General features: G+C 42.6%; 18 protein-coding genes and 1 pseudogene. 15 read left to right on the top strand and 4 right to left on the bottom strand.

The features are described 5' to 3' along the window. Positions 1 to 78: 78 nt before the first annotated feature. The gene (locus tag AAFH98_RS14160) at positions 79 to 3,111 is read left to right on the top strand and encodes a two-component regulator propeller domain-containing protein (RefSeq protein ID WP_342523439.1); all 3,033 of its coding nucleotides are present in this window, start codon (positions 79 to 81) and stop codon (positions 3,109 to 3,111) included. Here the strand turns inward: AAFH98_RS14160 and AAFH98_RS14155 are convergent, their stop codons facing one another. From AAFH98_RS14155 to AAFH98_RS14140, 4 genes are all read right to left on the bottom strand, one after another. After that, positions 3,112 to 3,810 (bottom strand): DNA alkylation repair protein, encoded by a 699-nt coding sequence (locus AAFH98_RS14155; RefSeq protein WP_342523438.1) that lies wholly within the window; start codon positions 3,808 to 3,810, stop codon positions 3,112 to 3,114. It abuts the gene before it with no gap. A gap of 9 nt (positions 3,811 to 3,819) precedes the next feature. After that, on the bottom strand, positions 3,820 to 4,581 hold the full coding sequence (locus tag AAFH98_RS14150) for an enoyl-CoA hydratase/isomerase family protein (protein WP_342523437.1): 762 nt from the start codon (positions 4,579 to 4,581) through the stop codon (positions 3,820 to 3,822). A 104-nt stretch (positions 4,582 to 4,685) separates the two neighbouring features. Next, positions 4,686 to 6,737, bottom strand: coding sequence for a phenylacetic acid degradation bifunctional protein PaaZ (gene paaZ / locus AAFH98_RS14145; RefSeq protein WP_342523434.1), 2,052 nt, complete (start codon positions 6,735 to 6,737; stop codon positions 4,686 to 4,688). A gap of 220 nt (positions 6,738 to 6,957) precedes the next feature. Beyond that, a complete protein-coding gene (locus tag AAFH98_RS14140; RefSeq protein ID WP_342523433.1) occupies positions 6,958 to 7,941 on the bottom strand; it encodes a GlxA family transcriptional regulator in 984 nt (327 codons plus the stop codon). A gap of 179 nt (positions 7,942 to 8,120) precedes the next feature. On the opposite strand from AAFH98_RS14140, the gene AAFH98_RS14135 reads away from it, so the two are divergent. The 14 genes and pseudogenes from AAFH98_RS14135 (at position 8,121) to AAFH98_RS14065 (ending at position 16,849) form a co-directional block, all read left to right on the top strand. Further along, complete coding sequence (locus AAFH98_RS14135) at positions 8,121 to 8,609, top strand: DinB family protein (protein WP_342523432.1); 489 nt, start codon at positions 8,121 to 8,123, stop codon at positions 8,607 to 8,609. Positions 8,610 to 8,714: 105 nt separating this feature from the next. After that, positions 8,715 to 9,092 (top strand): VOC family protein, encoded by a 378-nt coding sequence (locus AAFH98_RS14130; RefSeq protein WP_342523431.1) that lies wholly within the window; start codon positions 8,715 to 8,717, stop codon positions 9,090 to 9,092. Positions 9,093 to 9,098: 6 nt separating this feature from the next. Further along, positions 9,099 to 9,323 (top strand): hypothetical protein, encoded by a 225-nt coding sequence (locus AAFH98_RS14125; RefSeq protein WP_342523430.1) that lies wholly within the window; start codon positions 9,099 to 9,101, stop codon positions 9,321 to 9,323. A 103-nt stretch (positions 9,324 to 9,426) separates the two neighbouring features. Next, a complete protein-coding gene (locus AAFH98_RS14120; protein WP_342523429.1) occupies positions 9,427 to 10,356 on the top strand; it encodes a VOC family protein in 930 nt (309 codons plus the stop codon). Positions 10,357 to 10,368: 12 nt separating this feature from the next. Continuing rightward, positions 10,369 to 10,818: an SRPBCC family protein gene (locus AAFH98_RS14115; protein WP_342523428.1), complete on the top strand. Its 450-nt coding sequence runs from the start codon at positions 10,369 to 10,371 to the stop codon at positions 10,816 to 10,818. 176 nt (positions 10,819 to 10,994) lie between these two features. Then, on the top strand, positions 10,995 to 12,422 hold the full coding sequence (locus AAFH98_RS14110; RefSeq protein ID WP_342523427.1) for an MATE family efflux transporter: 1,428 nt from the start codon (positions 10,995 to 10,997) through the stop codon (positions 12,420 to 12,422). A gap of 66 nt (positions 12,423 to 12,488) precedes the next feature. Beyond that, positions 12,489 to 12,851 carry a VOC family protein gene (locus AAFH98_RS14105; RefSeq protein WP_342523426.1) on the top strand — a complete coding sequence of 121 codons (363 nt, stop codon included), beginning with the start codon at positions 12,489 to 12,491 and terminating at the stop codon, positions 12,849 to 12,851. A 111-nt stretch (positions 12,852 to 12,962) separates the two neighbouring features. Next, on the top strand, positions 12,963 to 13,382 hold the full coding sequence (locus AAFH98_RS14100) for a hypothetical protein (protein ID WP_342523425.1): 420 nt from the start codon (positions 12,963 to 12,965) through the stop codon (positions 13,380 to 13,382). 94 nt (positions 13,383 to 13,476) lie between these two features. Beyond that, positions 13,477 to 13,977, top strand: coding sequence for an SRPBCC domain-containing protein (locus AAFH98_RS14095; RefSeq protein WP_342523423.1), 501 nt, complete (start codon positions 13,477 to 13,479; stop codon positions 13,975 to 13,977). Positions 13,978 to 14,076: 99 nt separating this feature from the next. Continuing rightward, a pseudogene (locus tag AAFH98_RS15120) lies at positions 14,077 to 14,509 on the top strand (VOC family protein). Positions 14,510 to 14,591: 82 nt separating this feature from the next. Further along, the gene (locus AAFH98_RS14080; protein WP_342523420.1) at positions 14,592 to 15,140 is read left to right on the top strand and encodes a DUF1697 domain-containing protein; all 549 of its coding nucleotides are present in this window, start codon (positions 14,592 to 14,594) and stop codon (positions 15,138 to 15,140) included. 80 nt (positions 15,141 to 15,220) lie between these two features. Next, positions 15,221 to 15,796, top strand: coding sequence for a YdeI/OmpD-associated family protein (locus AAFH98_RS14075; protein WP_342523419.1), 576 nt, complete (start codon positions 15,221 to 15,223; stop codon positions 15,794 to 15,796). 106 nt (positions 15,797 to 15,902) lie between these two features. Then, a complete protein-coding gene (locus AAFH98_RS14070; protein WP_342523418.1) occupies positions 15,903 to 16,211 on the top strand; it encodes an ArsR/SmtB family transcription factor in 309 nt (102 codons plus the stop codon). 101 nt (positions 16,212 to 16,312) lie between these two features. Then, positions 16,313 to 16,849, top strand: a complete 537-nt coding sequence (locus tag AAFH98_RS14065; protein ID WP_342523417.1) for an SRPBCC family protein — start codon at positions 16,313 to 16,315, stop codon at positions 16,847 to 16,849. Positions 16,850 to 16,855: the final 6 nt, after the last annotated feature.

Genomic DNA, 16,855 nt, shown 5'->3' with positions numbered 1-16,855 from the left:
GTTTTATAAAGCTTTTTTTAGGTTATTAATATTGGATGTGCTTTGTAAAGCGGGTTTTTGTAATTAAATCATAGGGTGATGGGGATTAAAAGAGGGTGGGCTATCCATTTGTTGTTGCTTCTTCTACCACTTATGGGATATGGACAGCGGTACGATTTTAAAAGGATATCGGTTAACGAGGGGTTACCACATGGAGAAGTGCATGATATCCATCAAAGCGAAGATCGTTTTATCTGGATTGCTACTAATGGCGGAGGGCTCGTCCGCTATGATGGCCATAACTTTAAGACTTATACCAGCCAAAATGGACTACGAAGTAATACCATTCACCGTATTTTTGAGGATTCAAAAGAAAATCTTTGGATAGCGAATGAACCCGGCGGAGTTGTTACATTCCAAGCCGATAGTTTAGTTGATCCCTTTTCTGGTTCCTCCTTGTCCGACTTTGAAGTATGGGCTATGGAAGAGTTTGATACCGGCGAAATTTGGTTTGGCACATTCCAGGGCGGAATATTCATATGGGATGGCAATGATTTTCGCAGACTAACGACTGAGGATGGATTGCCAAGTAACTCTGTTTGGGATATCTATAAAAGTTCATCAGGTGATATTTGGGTAAGTACCGAAGAGGGGATTGCAGTCTTCGATGGCGGAGAAATAACTACTTATACTACTGACGACGGACTTGCCGGCAACAGGGTATATCGCGTCATTGAAGATCAGCAGGGTACATTCTGGATGGCTACAAATAATGGTATTTCAACTTGGGATGGCGCCCGTTTTACTGCTATTACTGAAATAAATGGCACTTCTCTGGATTATATATTTGATGTGCGCCAAGCTGCAGATGGAGATATCTGGATCGGTACTGAAACCAAGGGAATATTTATCTATGATGGGAGCGGGTATACCCATTTAACACGTAAAAATGGGTTGAGCAGTAATTACGTATACCTGCTTTATGAGGATCGGGATCACAATATGTGGATTGGGACTAACGAAAATGGCATTAGTTTGTACAAAGGAGATGCCTTTAGATTTTATGATGAAGATTTTGGGCTGAACTCAAATGCCGTATTGAGCCTCTTTTTTGATCACAATAATACCCTTTGGATAGGTACACAAGAAGGAATACAATCGTTTGATGGAAAACGATTAACATCTTATTCATTGCCAAAACCGTACGAAAATAATTACATCCGGGAGATAGCGCAGCTACCTGATGGGGATCTCTTAATTGTTATGCCTGGTAATGAGCTCATGGGGTTTGACGGTAACCAATTTTATGATTTCGCCTCTGATTATGAGGGTTCGTTTATTTCTGATGTAAGTATCGATAATAACGATCGAATATGGATTGGAACTGATGAGGGATTATATATCCTGGATGACGATACCCTTACTACTTATACAGCTGAAGATGGATTGCCTGGTAATGTAATACAGCATATTAACCAAGTTGCTGATACAGTATACTATATTAGCACTACAAGTGGATTAAGTGTTTTTAATGGACGGGGATTTAACAACATCACCGTTGAGGATGGATTAAATAATAATTCAGTAAATTATGCGGTAAAAGGGGCAGATAAAAATATTTGGGTTGGGACCAGTGGGGGTGTTTCTGTTTTACAACCTGAGAATCAATCAGAGGATTATAGCGTCAAGAATTTTGGTCGACAAGAGGGCATGAAATTGGTTGCCACGCATTTTTTGTGGTTTGATAAGCAGGGGTATTTGTGGCAGGGTACAAATGGTGGACTCAACAGGCTAAATGTACCCAGGTACAATAAAACTCAAAGTATGAGTTTGGTCCGATATGGACTTAGTGGAAAAGAGTTAGGTGTTGAGTTTAACCCCAATGCCATAGCGGTAGATAGTGCAGGTAATGCATGGTTCGGAAGTATGAATGGAGCACTAAAGTTAGATGTAGATAAGCTAACGTATCCGCAAAAAGCTCCTATACCCAATATTACGAGGATTGAGCATAATGGTAAGGTTATTGATTGGAACAATTATACTGAGCAGTTGAACTATTCTAATGGTCAGCTGGAGTACCCTTCCGTTACTTTTCCTCATGGTGAGCATTCCTATACATTTTATTTTTCCGGTATAAATTATATGAATCCCCAAAATATTAGGTATAGGTTTAAAGTAGAAGGATTCGAAGAGGAGTGGATGCCTATGACTTCGGCAAATACTGCTACTTATACAAATTTAGAGCCCGGTGACTATACTTTTAAAGTTCAGGCTTTGCAAGGGGCAGAGGGAGACAAATCGGATCTTTTAACAGCTTCATATTCATTTTCAGTGGCATATCCATTTTGGCAACGATCATGGTTTATCGGACTTATGGTTGTTGCTTTAGTCGGGATGATCTATGGATATATCAGAGTTAGACTTGGTATGCTTGAAAAGAAGCGCCTTAAAACATTGGTAGACGAGCAGACGAAAGATCTACAAGAGGCACTCGAAGAAAAGGAAGTTTTAATCAAAGAGATACATCACCGTGTCAAAAATAACTTGGCGGTAATTTCGGGATTGCTTGAGCTACAAATGGGGCATGCCGATAATAGATTTGCGAGCAGGGTACTTTTCGAAAGTCAGCGTCGTGTACAGTCTATCTCGATGATTCATGAAAAATTGTACCAAAATGAGCGACTGGCAGAAATTGACTTCGAGCAATATGTTCATGAGCTGGTCGAAATCATTAATTACTCGTTTAGTAGTCCGGCTAAAGATATCGAAGTCAAAATTGATATTGATGATTTTAAACTGGGTGTTGACCAAGGTATTCCATGTGGATTGATATTAAATGAGCTTGTTAGCAATGCCTATGAACATGCTTTTGTAAATCAGCAAAAGGGTACAATTGACATTGATATTCAAGAAAAAGACACCAACCGAATTATATTCAAAGTAGTGGATAACGGACAAGGGTTGCCAGAAGATTTTGATATCACGCAGAGCGAAACATTGGGACTTACGCTGGTTGAGACGTTGTGTAAACAGGTAGAGGGGACATTTAGTTTTAAAAACACCGAAAATGGAACAGAATTTATACTAAAATTTAAACGCGAAGCACCCCCAGTAAAAGTGCCTAATAAGTAGTTACATGTTGAGATAATGTTGTCGTTTTTCTTCAGGAAATTTTTCGATGGCATAACGTAGCATTGTTCGAGGCATCAGTTTGATATATTGATTTAAAAACCTTTCCTCTACATTTATGTCGCGTTTGCCGACTTCCCGAAGCATCCAGCCCACTGCTTTGTGGATAAGATCGTGTTCGTCATTCAGTAGTAGCTTGGCAATGTTCAGCGTATCCTCAAAATCATCATTCTTAATGAAATGAAAAGTACTTATTATGGCAATCCGGCGCTCCCATAGATTCTCGGATTTGGCCAGCTGATACAAAATTGATCGGTCGTTATCCGAGAGATATGTACCTACAATATGTTCGGCCGAAGTATCAACCAAATCCCAGTTATTAATATACTTTAAGTTTGAAAGATATAACTCAAAAATTTCTTTCTTTACTTTGGAATTTGCTTTTTTAGCTCTGTTGACCAGAATAATAAGCGCACAGAGACACTCTTCATGATAATCAGAGTGAAGTAGGAGTTCGGTTTCCCCCAGCGAAAGTTGCTTAAACCTCTGGGCAACCTTCCGAATGTTGGGCACGCGGATCCCCAGAAATTTATCGTCTTCACCGTATTCTCCGGGACCAGTTTTAAAGAATCGCTGTGAATGCTCCGCGATTTCGGGATCAGCAATTTCACGCAGAGCTTCCTGAACTTCTGTACAATCCATTTTAAATAATCAGGAATTTTTGAACTCCTCAATAAAGTTTTTGGTGAAGTCTGATAGCACTAATCGTCCACTAATTTCTGCTCGTTCTTCCAGCAGTTCATCCCAGTCTTCAGTCCCTTTCCAGAGTACTTTTTTGAGTTCTTTCATCGCATCAGGACTATAATTTGAGAGCTGCTTCGCCAGTGAATCCACTTTTTCATCCAGATCAAAGTGATTTTCACAGATCTTTGAAAACAACCCATTTTCACGTGCCCATTCTGCACTGTTCCAGCTCGAGGCATCGACAGAAAGTGTGCTAAATGCTGAAGTTCCCACCTTTCGCTCGACTGCGGGACCAACTACAAAAGGACCAATACCCAAGGCTAACTCACTTAGTTTAATAGCTGCAGATTCGTGCGCTATAGTGTAATCTCCTGCAGATGCAATACCTACGCCACCACCTACCGTTTTGCCTTGCACGCGGACGATTATCAGTTTTGGACACTGACGCATGGCATTTAGAACCAGCGCAAAACCCATAAAAAAGTGTTTGCCTTCTTCATAGTCATCGATGGCAATGAGCTCGTCAAACGACGCCCCAGCACAAAATGCGCCATCACCGCGACTTTTAAGTACAAGCACATGGGCTTCGGAATTATTGCCCATATCGGTGATAGTGTCAGCTAAATCCCGGAGCATTTGTCCCGGTAGAGAATTCCCCTTGGGATGATAAAATTCAATCGTTCCGATGTTATTTTCAATGTTGGTCGTAATTTCTCCGTTCTGACTCATTAATTTACTTTTGTAGTTTTAAAATTAAATAATGCTGGTACCGAGCAATCAGCAGTCAGCTTTTAGCTAAAATTATTCTGATTGTTGATAACTGACAGCTGTTTTTATCCCTCCTCAAAAATATCCATATCCAGCACTTCGCGACGTTTGATGAGTGTCAAGATCGTATATTCGGCTACCAGCTCGTTATCTTGATTTGTGACTTCCACATCCCAATAGATAATCCCAAACGGGAATTTATCCTTGGCTTTTTTCTGTCGGACTTTTTTACTCTTAACAATGAGTTTCGCCTGGATGGTATCACCGGGAGCAACCGGGGCAACAAATCGAAGATTCTCTAATCCATAGTTTAGGATTACAGGCCCTTCATCAGGATGTACAAACAGTCCCGCCGCACGGGAAAGTACAAAGTATCCATGGGCAACAACTTTACCGAATAGCGAACGTTCAGCTGCCTCGGGATCGGTATGTGCATAGAATTCATCACCGGATAAATCCGCAAATCGTTCAATATCTTCTTCCGTTACCGTATGTGTGTCGGTAGTTCGGGCTTCTCCCACTTCCAAGTCTTCAAAATACTGTTGAAAGGGATGGGGATCTGTTTCTTTCGTTTCGGCCCCTTTAATATATTGGTTCGTAATGTTAGTCAGCGTCGTTGGGGATCCCTGCAGAGCCACACGCTGCATGTTGTGGATGACAGCCCGAGCTCCCCCCAGCTCTTCGCCACCACCTGCATGTCCCGGCCCGCCGTGCACCATGTGTGGCATAGGAGATCCATGTCCCGTAGACTCTTCAGCAGAGTCGCGATTGATAACCATAAAACGTCCATGATAGGGCGCACAGCCCAGCGTAATTTTTCGAGCAATATCGTCATCTGCTGTAAAGAGAGAACCCACCAGCGAACCATCTGCTTTGTTGGCCAGTTCAATGGCTTCTTCATTTGATTTGTATGGCATCACCGTGGTCATGGGACCAAAGGCCTCTACTTTGTGTACGTCATCCATTTCCAATGGTTTGTGACAAAGCAACACTTTTGGACCGGTGAATGCACCTTTGTGCTGACCATTGCCATTACTGTACACCGATTCTGTTGTTTCCAAAAGGGATGAAACTTGTTCCTGAAAGCGATCTGCTTGCAGTGTACTGGCCAGCGGACCCATCCGCGTTTCTTTCTTTGCAGGGTCGCCAACGGTCGTTTTGTTAAGTCGTTTTTTGAGTGCTTCTACGACATCATCAACACGTTTTTTGGGGACGATTGTCCGCCGAATAGCCGTACATTTTTGCCCCGTCTTTACCGTCATTTCATTAGCAACCTCCTTTACAAAGAGATCAAACTCTTCCATGTCGGGCGTAACATCAGCACCCAGAATAGAGCAATTCAGCGAATCGGCTTCGAGGTTAAACCGTACGTTATTAGCGACAATATTAGGATGGGATTTTAGCTTTTGTCCCGTAGCTGCCGACCCTGTAAAAGAAACCGAATCTTGACTGTTAAGATGATCAAGCAAGTCGCCCGGCACATCGGCGGCAATAAACTGGATGGCGCCCTCGGGAAGTAAGTTCGATTCCAGCATATCCTCAAAAACTTTATAAGCCAGATATGAGCCAACAGGAGAGGGTTTGATAATGGCCGGCATCCCAGAAATAATACATGGAGCCAGCTTCTCTAACATCCCCCAAACAGGAAAGTTAAAGGCGTTGATATGCACGGCTACCCCATGACGCGGCACGCAGATATGTTGTCCTACAAATGTTCCTTCGCGTGATAGCCGCTCGTGGCTGCCTTCCACGTGGTAGGGGAGGTCGGATAGCTCAATACGTGACTTACTGGATAGCGTAAACATGCTGCCGATGCCCCCTTCGATATCGATCCAGGAATCTTGTCGTGTGGCACCAGTATGCGTAGATAATTCGTAATAATTTTCCTTCCGCTCCATCAGGTACTGAGCCAGAAACTTGATCTTGAACGCCCGTTCGTGAATGGACATGGCGCGGAGTTTCGGTCCGGCTTGCTGACGAGCATATTCGCAGGCGCCTTTGTAATCCAGATTAGCTTCAAGCATCTGTGCCACTGGTTCTCCGGTCACCGCGCTGATGAGGTCTTTTTCTTTGCCTTTGTTAACCCATTCCCCTTTGATGTAACTTCGAACTTTCATGTTGAATTCTTTTGGGCCGCGGATTTTCACAGATTATAACTAATCAAAATTGATGTAAGCCTGTGAAAATCTGTGGCTGATTATCTTTTGGTGAACAAATATAGAAGTTTAAACTAAATGGACAACCATATATTTCTTAGCAGAATTAGCAAGACTTCCATTAAGAAAATAATGGGAAATGTAGGTAATCCAAATAGGAAAGAGCAGGGCGGTATTATCTTCAAAGAACCGCAGCTTCCTTATTATATTTATTTCGATATTCGATGGGAGTTAGTCCCGTAATTCTTCGGAATAAATTGCGAAACGATTTCGTGTCGGAGTATCCAACATCGTACATCACCTCCGTGACATTTTTTTTACTAATCTCGAGATCTTTTTTGGCCGCTTCCACCTTAACCCGCTGAACATATTCAGTGACGGTATTAGAGGTTGCTTTCTTGAAACGGCGTTCGAGTGTACGTCGACTTACCGCCAGTTTTTTGGCTAAATCATCTACTCGAATGGTTTCCTCATAATTATTCTCGATATATTGTTGAGCCTCAATTACCTTTTGATCTTCGTGTTCTTTCTGTCCCTCAAAAATAATAAAGGGCGATTGACTATCTCGGTCTATATCGATAGAAAATGCTTTGGAAGCCAGGATAGCAATCTCGCGGCCGGCATGTTTTTCAATCAGATGCAGTAGTAGATTCAGGAAGGCATATGCTCCGCCACTGGTATAAATACCGTCCTCTTCAGTCATAATTTTCTCATTTACCAGGTTCACTTCGGGATATCTTTGCCTAAAGTTCTCGGCATGCATCCAGTGGGTAGCACATTGTTTGCCATTCAGCAAACCAGTTTCTGCTAAAAAGAATGCCCCTACGCAAAAGCTGACCACTTCTGCGCCTTTCTTATACTGTTCGATAATCCAGGGAGCAAACTCTTTATTACGTTCAAATCCCGTTTCTGGATCATCATGGATGGCAGGAATAATGATCAAGTCAGTTTTGGCGACATCTTCTACCAAGCAATCGGGACTAACAACAAAGAGTCCCGTTGATTGCCGGGTTTCTTTTTCCAATCCAACCAGATGGACATCAAAGACGGGTTGGTTTCCTTTTTCGGCTGCCATTCCATTGACTCGATTTAGAATCTGATGAGTGCCCCCGATATTTACGACACTGGTGTGCCCGCGCGGTATAAGTATAGATACATGTTTCATGGTCTGCTCCTTCTGTTAAGTCTATGTTATGATTGATCGACCACGATTAGGAATATATTCCATTTTACGTAACCCAATTGTCGCAATCAACCTGTGAGAATGGCGTAATTACACCGTGCAGACTAAGTTATAAGACAGTATAATGATTTAAAGTAAAGATCATAACTTTTGAGGATGACATGAAGAAGCTATTAATAGTACAATTTGATTTGCATCACCGGTTGTATAATAACGTGTTAGATGGGTTTTCAGATGAAGAGACTAACCGGCGATTACACGGTAATAAACATATCAATCATGTAAAATACCTGGCCGGACATTTGCTTAATTCGCAATATGGATTAGCGGCGCTGGCGGGTTTACAGCCGGATATAAAATGGAATGATCTTTTTGCAGTAATGGGGCAGTCCAAAGCCAGGGATGATATTGACTATCCTGATATCGAAGAAATTAAAGCCGAGTGGAATGCCTTATACCAGCCGGTACGTAGTAACTTAGCGAAGTTAACTGGTGATGACTTGACTCGTACGCCGCCAGACCCCTTCAATCAGGTTGCAGATTCAAATGGAGAGCTTTGGGCGTTTATCAATCACCATACCGCCTATCACATCGGCCAGATTGGAATACTTCGTAGAGGTTTTGGCAAAGCTCCGATGAGTTTTAGTTGAGCAATTTTACAGGTTTCACCACAAACCGAATCACTTATAGATGTCATGAAATAAAGTTAGGAGCTCTTAAATTTATTAATTGATTAAAGAAAAGAGAGGTCAAATATGTTTAAAAATAATGCTGCCTTCAGCAGTTTTTCTGTAGATGATCTGGCAAAAGCCAACAAGTTCTATAGTCAAACGCTTGGACTCAAGGTCACTAAAGAAGAAATGGGCCACTTGGTGCTTCATCTTGATGGTGGCACAGAAACGATGATTTATCCGAAGGGAGAAGACCACGTTACTGCTAACTTTACGATCCTCAATTTTTTAGTGGAGGATATTGACTCTGCCGTGGAACAACTATCTGCCAGCGGAGTGAAATTTGAACAGTATGAGGGTGATTTGAAGACTGATGAACATGGGATTTTCCGCGGCGGACCACTGATGGCCTGGTTTAAAGATCCGGCCGGTAATATTTTATCGATAATTCAAGACGAGTAATTAGTTATGAAATCTAATGTCGCCGTTTATAAAACGGATGTACACCAACCGTCAACAGCCCGCAAAATTGCAGATATTATCCAGAAGCAACTGGTAGTTTGTGATGTGAGTTTTGATTTGGAAGATTGCGATAAGGTATTGCGAATTGAGCATAATACCAGGGAAATTGATGAGAATGCTATCCAAACTATCTTACAAAAGTTTGGTTATCAGATAGAGGTGTTGCCATAAATCTTTAACTAATCGAAACTCTCAATTTGCAGGAAGTCGGAATGTCGCGCGTCGAAACCAGCATAAGACTCTTAAAATCATCATATAATGGAGGAACCTACTTATGAACAAAAATAAACAGAAAATCGTACCACACCTTTGGTTTGATCGTCAAGCCGAAGAGGCCGTGGGTTTTTATACGTCGCTTTTTGAGAATTCACAAATAGGTGAGACTACTCGTTATGGCGAAGCAGGACAAGAAGTTCACGGGCAGAAACCCGGATCGGTAATGACGATTGAATTTAAGCTTGCAGGCCATCAATTTATTGCGTTAAATGGCGGCCCGCACTTTAAGTTTACCCCGGCTATCTCATTTATTGTTAATTGTGAATTAGAAGAAGAGGTGGATGAGTTGTGGGCTAACTTATCTCAGGGAGGCGAACCGTTGATGCCGCTTGATGAATATCCATTTAGTAAAAAATATGGCTGGATTGAAGATAAGTTTGGGTTGTCTTGGCAAGTAATTTTAGCAGAGGGGAATGTTCCACAAAAAATTATGCCTTCGCTGATGTTTGTTGGTGAAGCTTATGGACAAGCTGAAGAAGCGATCAATTTTTACACTTCACTTTTCAATAATTCTGAGATCAAACAAATTGCCCGTTATGGTCCTGACCAAGAGCCGGACAAAGAAGAAGCAATCATGTACGCTGATTTTAAGCTTCATGGACAAATGTTTGCGGCGATGGAAAGTGCTCATGAGCACGATTTCTTTTTCAATGAAGCTATTTCGTTGCTTGTTGAATGCGAATCGCAGAAAGAAATTGATTATTTCTGGGAGAACTTATCGGCCGTGCCAGAGGCTGAGCAGTGTGGCTGGCTGAAAGACAAGTTCGGTGTTTCGTGGCAAGTAGCTCCAATGATATTGCACGAAATGTTGCGTGATTCCAACACAGAAAAGGTTGAACGGGTAACCAAAGCTTTTCTGCAGATGAAAAAGTTTGATATTCAAAAGCTTCAGGATGTATATGAAGGAAATCAGTCAGTGATCAAATAACGGAGAGTAACTATGAAAAAATTACATTATTCAATCGATATCAACGCACCGAAAGAGAAGGTATGGAATACTATGCTGGGTAAAGAAACCTATGGTAAATGGACAGAGGTTTTTGCATCCGGATCTCACTATGAAGGTAGCTGGGAGGAGGGCAGTAAAATACGTTTTCTGGCCCCCGATGAATTGGGAAATAAGGGTGGAATGTTAAGTCACATCAAGGAGAACCGGAAGCATGAATTTATTTCTATCGAGCATCTGGGCATTATTGAAGATGGCAAAGAAATCACGGACAGTGAGGAAGTAAAAGAATGGGCGGGAGCGCTCGAAAATTATACCCTCAGGGAAAGAAACGGTAAAACCGAAGTGCTCATAGATATGGATACCGAGGAAGATTATGAAGAGATGATGCAGGAAATGTGGCCGCAAGCTCTGCAAAAGTTAAAGGAGCTGGCCGAGAAGTAGGTTCGTTGCGAGTTGCGCGTTTCAAGTTTGGCTCTGGTTAAAATCCCGGATGTTTTAAGGATGAAAGAGATCCCAAGAGAATACTATGTGACGGTATCAAGGAGAACCATGATCCGCAATCCGCAACGGATTTAGATAAAAATAATAGCATCAGCGTCGCCTGTTATGATAAAAAAATGAAAAAAGACGATCCTAATTTAACTGTTACAGAAGCACCATCCGGTTCACTTTGGCAGCAGCTGAAAGAGGCCATCCGAGGTAGCGAGGCCGATTATACAAAGATTGGTCTCCGCAAAGCCATCTTTTTGCTTGCCGTTCCCATGATCCTGGAGTTGGTAATGGAATCGACCTTTGCCGTTGTGGATATCTATTTTGTTGGCAAGCTCGGAGCTTCGGCCGTGGCGACTGTTGGTCTTACCGAGACGTACCTGTTTCTGTTGTATTCCATCGCCATGGGACTTGCTACCGCGGTTACGGCCATCATTGCCCGACGAATCGGCGAAAAGAAAAAGGATGAAGCCGGGGCTACCGCTGTCCAGGCTATCGTTATAGGATTACTTATCTCGCTGCCGTTTGCACTGGGCGGAATATTTTACGCCGGTGAATTACTGGCCCTTATGGGCGCCGATGAATGGAGCATTACCTACGGATATCGCTATACGCAGTGGATGCTCGGAGGTAATGCCGTAATTGTGCTACTGTTTGTCATCAATGCTATTTACCGCGGGGCCGGTGACGCTGCCATTGCCATGAAGGTGCTCTGGCTTGCCAATGGCATAAATATCGTACTGGATCCCATCCTGATATTTGGGTTCGGTCCTATTCTTGCCATGGGGATCGAAGGGGCGGCTGTAGCCACCACTATTGGACGGGGGGTCGGCGTTCTTTTTCAATTATGGGTGCTTTTCAGGGGTGGAAAGCATATTCGGGTAGTCCGTTCTCAAATCACGTGGAACAGCAATATTATCCAAAATATTATTCGTACCTCGTATGGCGGCGTGGGACAAATGCTTGTGGGTATGACCTCCTGGATTTTCCTGATGCGTATTCTTGCCGATATCGGAAGTGAGGCAGTGGCAGGTGCCACCATAGCCCTGCGAATACTTTTGTTTACAATGATGCCTGCATGGGGAATGGCCAATGCCGCAACGACGCTTGTCGGACAAAATCTTGGTGCCGATAAACCGGAACGTGCGGAATCTTCCATATGGAAGATCGGGGGATACAATATGACATTTATGATCGCGGTGTCATTGGTGTATTTTTTCTACAACGAACCCCTGATGCGCATCTTTACGGATGATCCGGCGGTAATTTCAATTGGAGGAGAATGGCTGCGCATCCTTTCCTACTCCTACTTTATCTACGGCTGGTGGATGGTTTCTGTACAGGCGTTCAATGGCGCTGGCGATACCATAACGCCCACAAAAATCAACCTTGTGTTTTTCTGGCTGATCCAAATCCCCCTGTCTTATTTCCTTGCTCTTTCCCTTGGTTGGGAGTACTCCGGAGTGTTTTGGGGCGTATTTGTATCGGAAACAACGGCAGGGCTTTTTACACTCTGGCTGTTTACAAAAGGAAATTGGAAATTGAAGGTGGTGTGATGAACGAATTATGTGAACGTGCAATACCATAACACAAACTAACAAGAGGTGAAATGACATGAATAAATGAATCCTGTAGTTCACTTTGAATTGCCTGCAAGCGACAGCAACCGACTATCAAATTTTTATGCGGATGTGTTTGGATGGCAAATTCAAATGCTTGATCCGGATATGGGTGAGTATGTACTCGTATCCACAACCGAGAACGGCGACGACGGTATGCCAAAAAATCCGGGCGCTATCAACGGTGGATTTTATAAAAAATCAACCGATTTGCCCGTGCAGCATCCTTCGCTAACCATCAGCGTGGATGATATTGAAGAAGCCATTACAGAAGTAGAGAATGCGGGGGACAAATTTTGGGAACGCCCGATGATATACCGGGTGTCGGATCATTTGTCTATTTCAAAGATACGGAAGGCAATGTGATGGGGATATTACAGCCGTTACCGATGAGTTAAATATATGATGTAGGGGCTGCCAGACTTCGACTCTGGAAGGTCTCTTCAAAAGATAATTGTAACCACCAAAAGAAAAGTTATGGCAAAAAATATTTTTAAAAGTGTAGGAGCTGTCATCACAGGATTTCTTGTCATTGTGGTGTTTTCCGTTGGGACTGATGCTGTACTTAAAGCAGCGGGGATACTTCCATACGATCATATGTTTGTATCCACAGGACTCATCCTTTCGGTCATTTTTTATCGTGCAGTTTACAGCCTGATCGGATGTTATATCACAGCCAAAATTGCCCCACACAGCCCTATGAAGCATGCCCTCGCTCTTGGCCTGCTGGGTGTTGTAATTAGTTCTGTTGGGGCAGTTATGGCGGCAGATTTGGGTCCGGCGTGGTATGCATGGACACTGGTGATAATTGCGATGCCTATTGCCTGGTTGGGAGGAAAGTTGTACCAAGTGCTACTGGATCGCGATAGGTTGGGAGAATCAATTCGAACAAAATAATCAGGAGAGGAAATACGTAATCTGATATATAAAAAAGTAATACCAAGAGTATGACAAAAAGAAGAACGAAACCAGTAATTACAAGAAGACACCTATGAATAATAAAACTAATTTTAAAATTAAGGAACGGGAGCTTATCGCTACCCGCGTATTCAACACACCACGAGAACTTATTTTTGAAGCACATTCAAGTTGCAAACAGCTCAAAAACTGGTGGGGACCGCGATCGTGGCCCATGGAAGAATGCACTATGGATTTTCGTGAAAGCGGCACATGGCACTACTGTCTGCGCGGACCCAATGCAGGTGACGAATCGTGGGGAAAAGTAATTTACAAGAAGATTGTAAGACCGGAACGTATTGAATATGAGGATTACTTTTCGGATAAGGAGGGGAACATCAATTCGGAGATGCCAGGAATGCAGATAACAGTCGAATTTATTGACCAGGGAGATGCTACTAAGCTCGTTAGCCGTACGTTGTTTGATTCTTCAGATGCGTTGCAATCGGTTGTAGATATGGGGGTGAAGGAAGGTTTTGCGGAGACCTGGGATCGCCTTGAAGAGCACTTGGCAAAGTTAGCAATAAAGGATTAAACACCATCATGATCAAAGAGAAAGCAATCAACTATTGCGTAAAATTTAAACAGGACTAAGGTCTAATTAACATTTATACTAACACTAATCGCCGGAATTATGACTAAGTTAAACACATACTTGAATTTTCCCGGAAATACCGAAGAGGCATTTAACTTTTATCGGTCTGTATTTGGAGGAGAGTTTATCGGAGATATCAATCGTTTTAAGGATATGCCTGAGGCAGATAACGTTGCAGAAGAAGACTGTGAAAAGGTCATGCATGTTGCCCTGCCGATTGGAGATAGAAATAACCTTGATGGGCACCGATGCTCTGGAATCAATGGGGCAATCTGTAACTATGGGAAATAATATGTACATATCCATTCATCCCGACAGCAGAGAAGAGGCAGAGCAATTGTTCAAGGGACTTTCGAAAGGAGGAGAAGTTGAAATGGATCTGCAGGATGCTTTTTGGGGCGGTTACTTTGGGTCATTTATTGATAAGTTTGGCGTCCACTGGATGATTAATTATGATGAAAATGAGACGTAAATCTTAAAGCGAAATACAGCGGTGTATAGAGGTATTGATTGTCAACTCCGGACCCGTTTTTATATAACTATAGTATTTTCAAATGAGTAAAATACAGACGTATATTGCGCTGCTCCGGGGCATTAATGTGGGCGGATATCATAAAGTGCCCATGGCCGATCTTCGCAAAGAAATGAAAGCGTTGGGATATACGAACGTCCAGACATTGCTGAATTCGGGAAATATTATTTTTGATGGCGATAGGGATGAGGAAGAAAAGATTGGGCGTAAGATAGGCCGGCATCTCGAAAATGTATTCGGATTTTCAATTCCGGTATTGGTACGAACTAAGGAAACATTTAGTGCATTGTATAATGCTGATCCTTTCGAAGACGTGGAAGTAACTGATGATATAAGGTTGTATGTTTCGTTTTTGAAAGAGGTGCCCCAAAATCAGTTAAATTTGCCCTGGATATCAGAAGATGAATCGTTCCAAATTATAGCGATCCGGGATAAAGAAGTTTGCAGCGTACTTGATCTTTCCGTTGCAAAAACCCCCAAAGGTATGGACGCCCTGGAGCAGCTTTTTGGCAAAGAAATCACGACTCGTAATTGGAATACGGTAGATAGAATAGCTAAAAAATTAGGGTAGTGTACCTTTTAATCATCCGCATTGGAGACTGAAATTCGTAACCGGAGATCGTATTTACTCATCCTGAGCAAGGAGGAATTATGACAAAAGACGTTATATTTTTTGAATCGGCCGACCAATTTCGAAGTTGGCTGGAGACCAATCATGATAAAGAAGAGGTGCTCTGGGTGGGCCTTTATAAAGTGAAATCCGGAAAGCCAAGCATGCGATGGGAGGAGTCTGTTCGAGCCGCGCTTTGTTTTGGGTGGATTGATGGATTGCGAAAATCTATTGACGAGGAGAGTTATAAAATTAGATTTACGCCCCGGAGATCAGACAGCCACTGGAGTAATAAAAATATTGCTATGGCTGAAGAACTTATCGAAAGCGGACAAATGCGTCCACCTGGCCAAGCTGCTTATAAGCAACGAGAAAAATCAAATTCCGCCAAAGCTTCATACGAGCAAGATTCTGTTGCGTTAAAAGAAGCATATCGGGAGAAGCTGAAATCAAACGAGAAGGCGTGGACATTTTTTCAGGACTTGGCTCCTGGCTATACCCAAACGTCGGTGCACTGGGTGATGAGTGCAAAGCAAGAGAAAACACGTCAGCGCCGATTAAATATACTGATTGAATCGTGTGAAGAGGGAAAGAAAATTCCATTACTGCGGCGATAATTAGCACCAGCTTTCTTTTAGGTGTGATAATATCACAAAATAAATTTGCGTAATTGTTTGGTTACATATAAATTGGTAACAGAATGGTTACGTAACTAATTTTGCCATGCAAAGAGATATTTTTCAAGCTATTGCTGATCCGACTCGACGTGAAATTATCGACCTGCTTTCTGATCAGGCTATGCCGGTCAAAGAAGTAGCAGATAATTTTGATATTTCTCGTCCCGCTATTTCAAAGCATCTGAAAATACTGGACGAGTGTGGATTGATGGTTATCCGTAAAAAGGGACGAAAGCGGTTTTACCGATCAAATCCGCGCAGATTGCGGGAAGTGGCAGAATGGACAGCACAGTATCAGAAATTTTGGAATCAAAACCTTGATGCTCTTGAGAAATTATTGAAAGAAGAAACGTAACTATTGACTATAGATAGTTTTTCTAATGATGTTTTTAAACACAGATCTACAACCATTTTAAAATTGTGGCTCTCACCGTCAATTTATTAAGGAGGTCGATTATGAATGATTATGGAATGTTTACTGAACCCGGAACCATCCGGTTTGAGCGTATTTTGCCCGGACCCATTGAGCGAGTTTGGAGCTATCTCACCGAATCAGAAAAACGCGGTCAATGGCTGGCATCGGGAGAAATGGATCTCCGTAAAGGTGGATCTGTGGAGCTCATTTTTAATAATTCTACGCTGACTTCCCACCATGAGACACCACCCGAGAAGTACAAGGAATATGACGGTGAAAGCCGAATGTATGGGACGATTACTGAAATAAAACCACCCAAACGGCTTAGTTATACTTGGAGTGAGTCTTCGGGAGTGTCAGAAGTGACTTTTGAGCTGGAGTCGAAAGGAAAGCAGGTGAAACTTACGCTAACGCATCGCCGCTTGGGTGACGATCACAATATCCTCATAAGTGTGGCCGGTGGCTGGCATACGCATCTGAATATTTTGGTGGATAAATTAAACGGACGCGAACCAAAAGGATTTTGGTCGGAGCACATGAAGGCGGAAAAGTTGTATGAAAAGCAGCTCGTCAAATAACGAACT

Source organism: Fodinibius sp. Rm-B-1B1-1 (assembly GCF_038594945.1).
Lineage (GTDB): Bacteria > Bacteroidota > Rhodothermia > Balneolales > Balneolaceae > Fodinibius > Fodinibius alkaliphilus.
This window is presented reverse-complemented; position numbering and strand designations above follow the sequence as displayed.

Coding starts and splice junctions, on each gene's coding strand:
- AAFH98_RS14105 (WP_342523426.1), top strand. CDS start 12,489: ATGAATCCTGTAGTTCACTTTGAATTGCCTGCAAGCGACAGCAACCGA.
- AAFH98_RS14100 (WP_342523425.1), top strand. CDS start 12,963: ATGGCAAAAAATATTTTTAAAAGTGTAGGAGCTGTCATCACAGGATTT.
- AAFH98_RS14150 (WP_342523437.1), bottom strand. CDS start 4,581: ATGAGTCAGAACGGAGAAATTACGACCAACATTGAAAATAACATCGGA.
- AAFH98_RS14125 (WP_342523430.1), top strand. CDS start 9,099: ATGAAATCTAATGTCGCCGTTTATAAAACGGATGTACACCAACCGTCA.
- AAFH98_RS14110 (WP_342523427.1), top strand. CDS start 10,995: ATGAAAAAAGACGATCCTAATTTAACTGTTACAGAAGCACCATCCGGT.
- AAFH98_RS14135 (WP_342523432.1), top strand. CDS start 8,121: ATGAAGAAGCTATTAATAGTACAATTTGATTTGCATCACCGGTTGTAT.
- AAFH98_RS14160 (WP_342523439.1), top strand. CDS start 79: ATGGGGATTAAAAGAGGGTGGGCTATCCATTTGTTGTTGCTTCTTCTA.
- AAFH98_RS14065 (WP_342523417.1), top strand. CDS start 16,313: ATGAATGATTATGGAATGTTTACTGAACCCGGAACCATCCGGTTTGAG.
- AAFH98_RS14070 (WP_342523418.1), top strand. CDS start 15,903: ATGCAAAGAGATATTTTTCAAGCTATTGCTGATCCGACTCGACGTGAA.
- AAFH98_RS14115 (WP_342523428.1), top strand. CDS start 10,369: ATGAAAAAATTACATTATTCAATCGATATCAACGCACCGAAAGAGAAG.
- AAFH98_RS14120 (WP_342523429.1), top strand. CDS start 9,427: ATGAACAAAAATAAACAGAAAATCGTACCACACCTTTGGTTTGATCGT.
- AAFH98_RS14130 (WP_342523431.1), top strand. CDS start 8,715: ATGTTTAAAAATAATGCTGCCTTCAGCAGTTTTTCTGTAGATGATCTG.
- paaZ (WP_342523434.1), bottom strand. CDS start 6,737: ATGAAAGTTCGAAGTTACATCAAAGGGGAATGGGTTAACAAAGGCAAA.
- AAFH98_RS14140 (WP_342523433.1), bottom strand. CDS start 7,941: ATGAAACATGTATCTATACTTATACCGCGCGGGCACACCAGTGTCGTA.
- AAFH98_RS14155 (WP_342523438.1), bottom strand. CDS start 3,810: ATGGATTGTACAGAAGTTCAGGAAGCTCTGCGTGAAATTGCTGATCCC.
- AAFH98_RS14080 (WP_342523420.1), top strand. CDS start 14,592: ATGAGTAAAATACAGACGTATATTGCGCTGCTCCGGGGCATTAATGTG.
- AAFH98_RS14075 (WP_342523419.1), top strand. CDS start 15,221: ATGACAAAAGACGTTATATTTTTTGAATCGGCCGACCAATTTCGAAGT.
- AAFH98_RS14095 (WP_342523423.1), top strand. CDS start 13,477: ATGAATAATAAAACTAATTTTAAAATTAAGGAACGGGAGCTTATCGCT.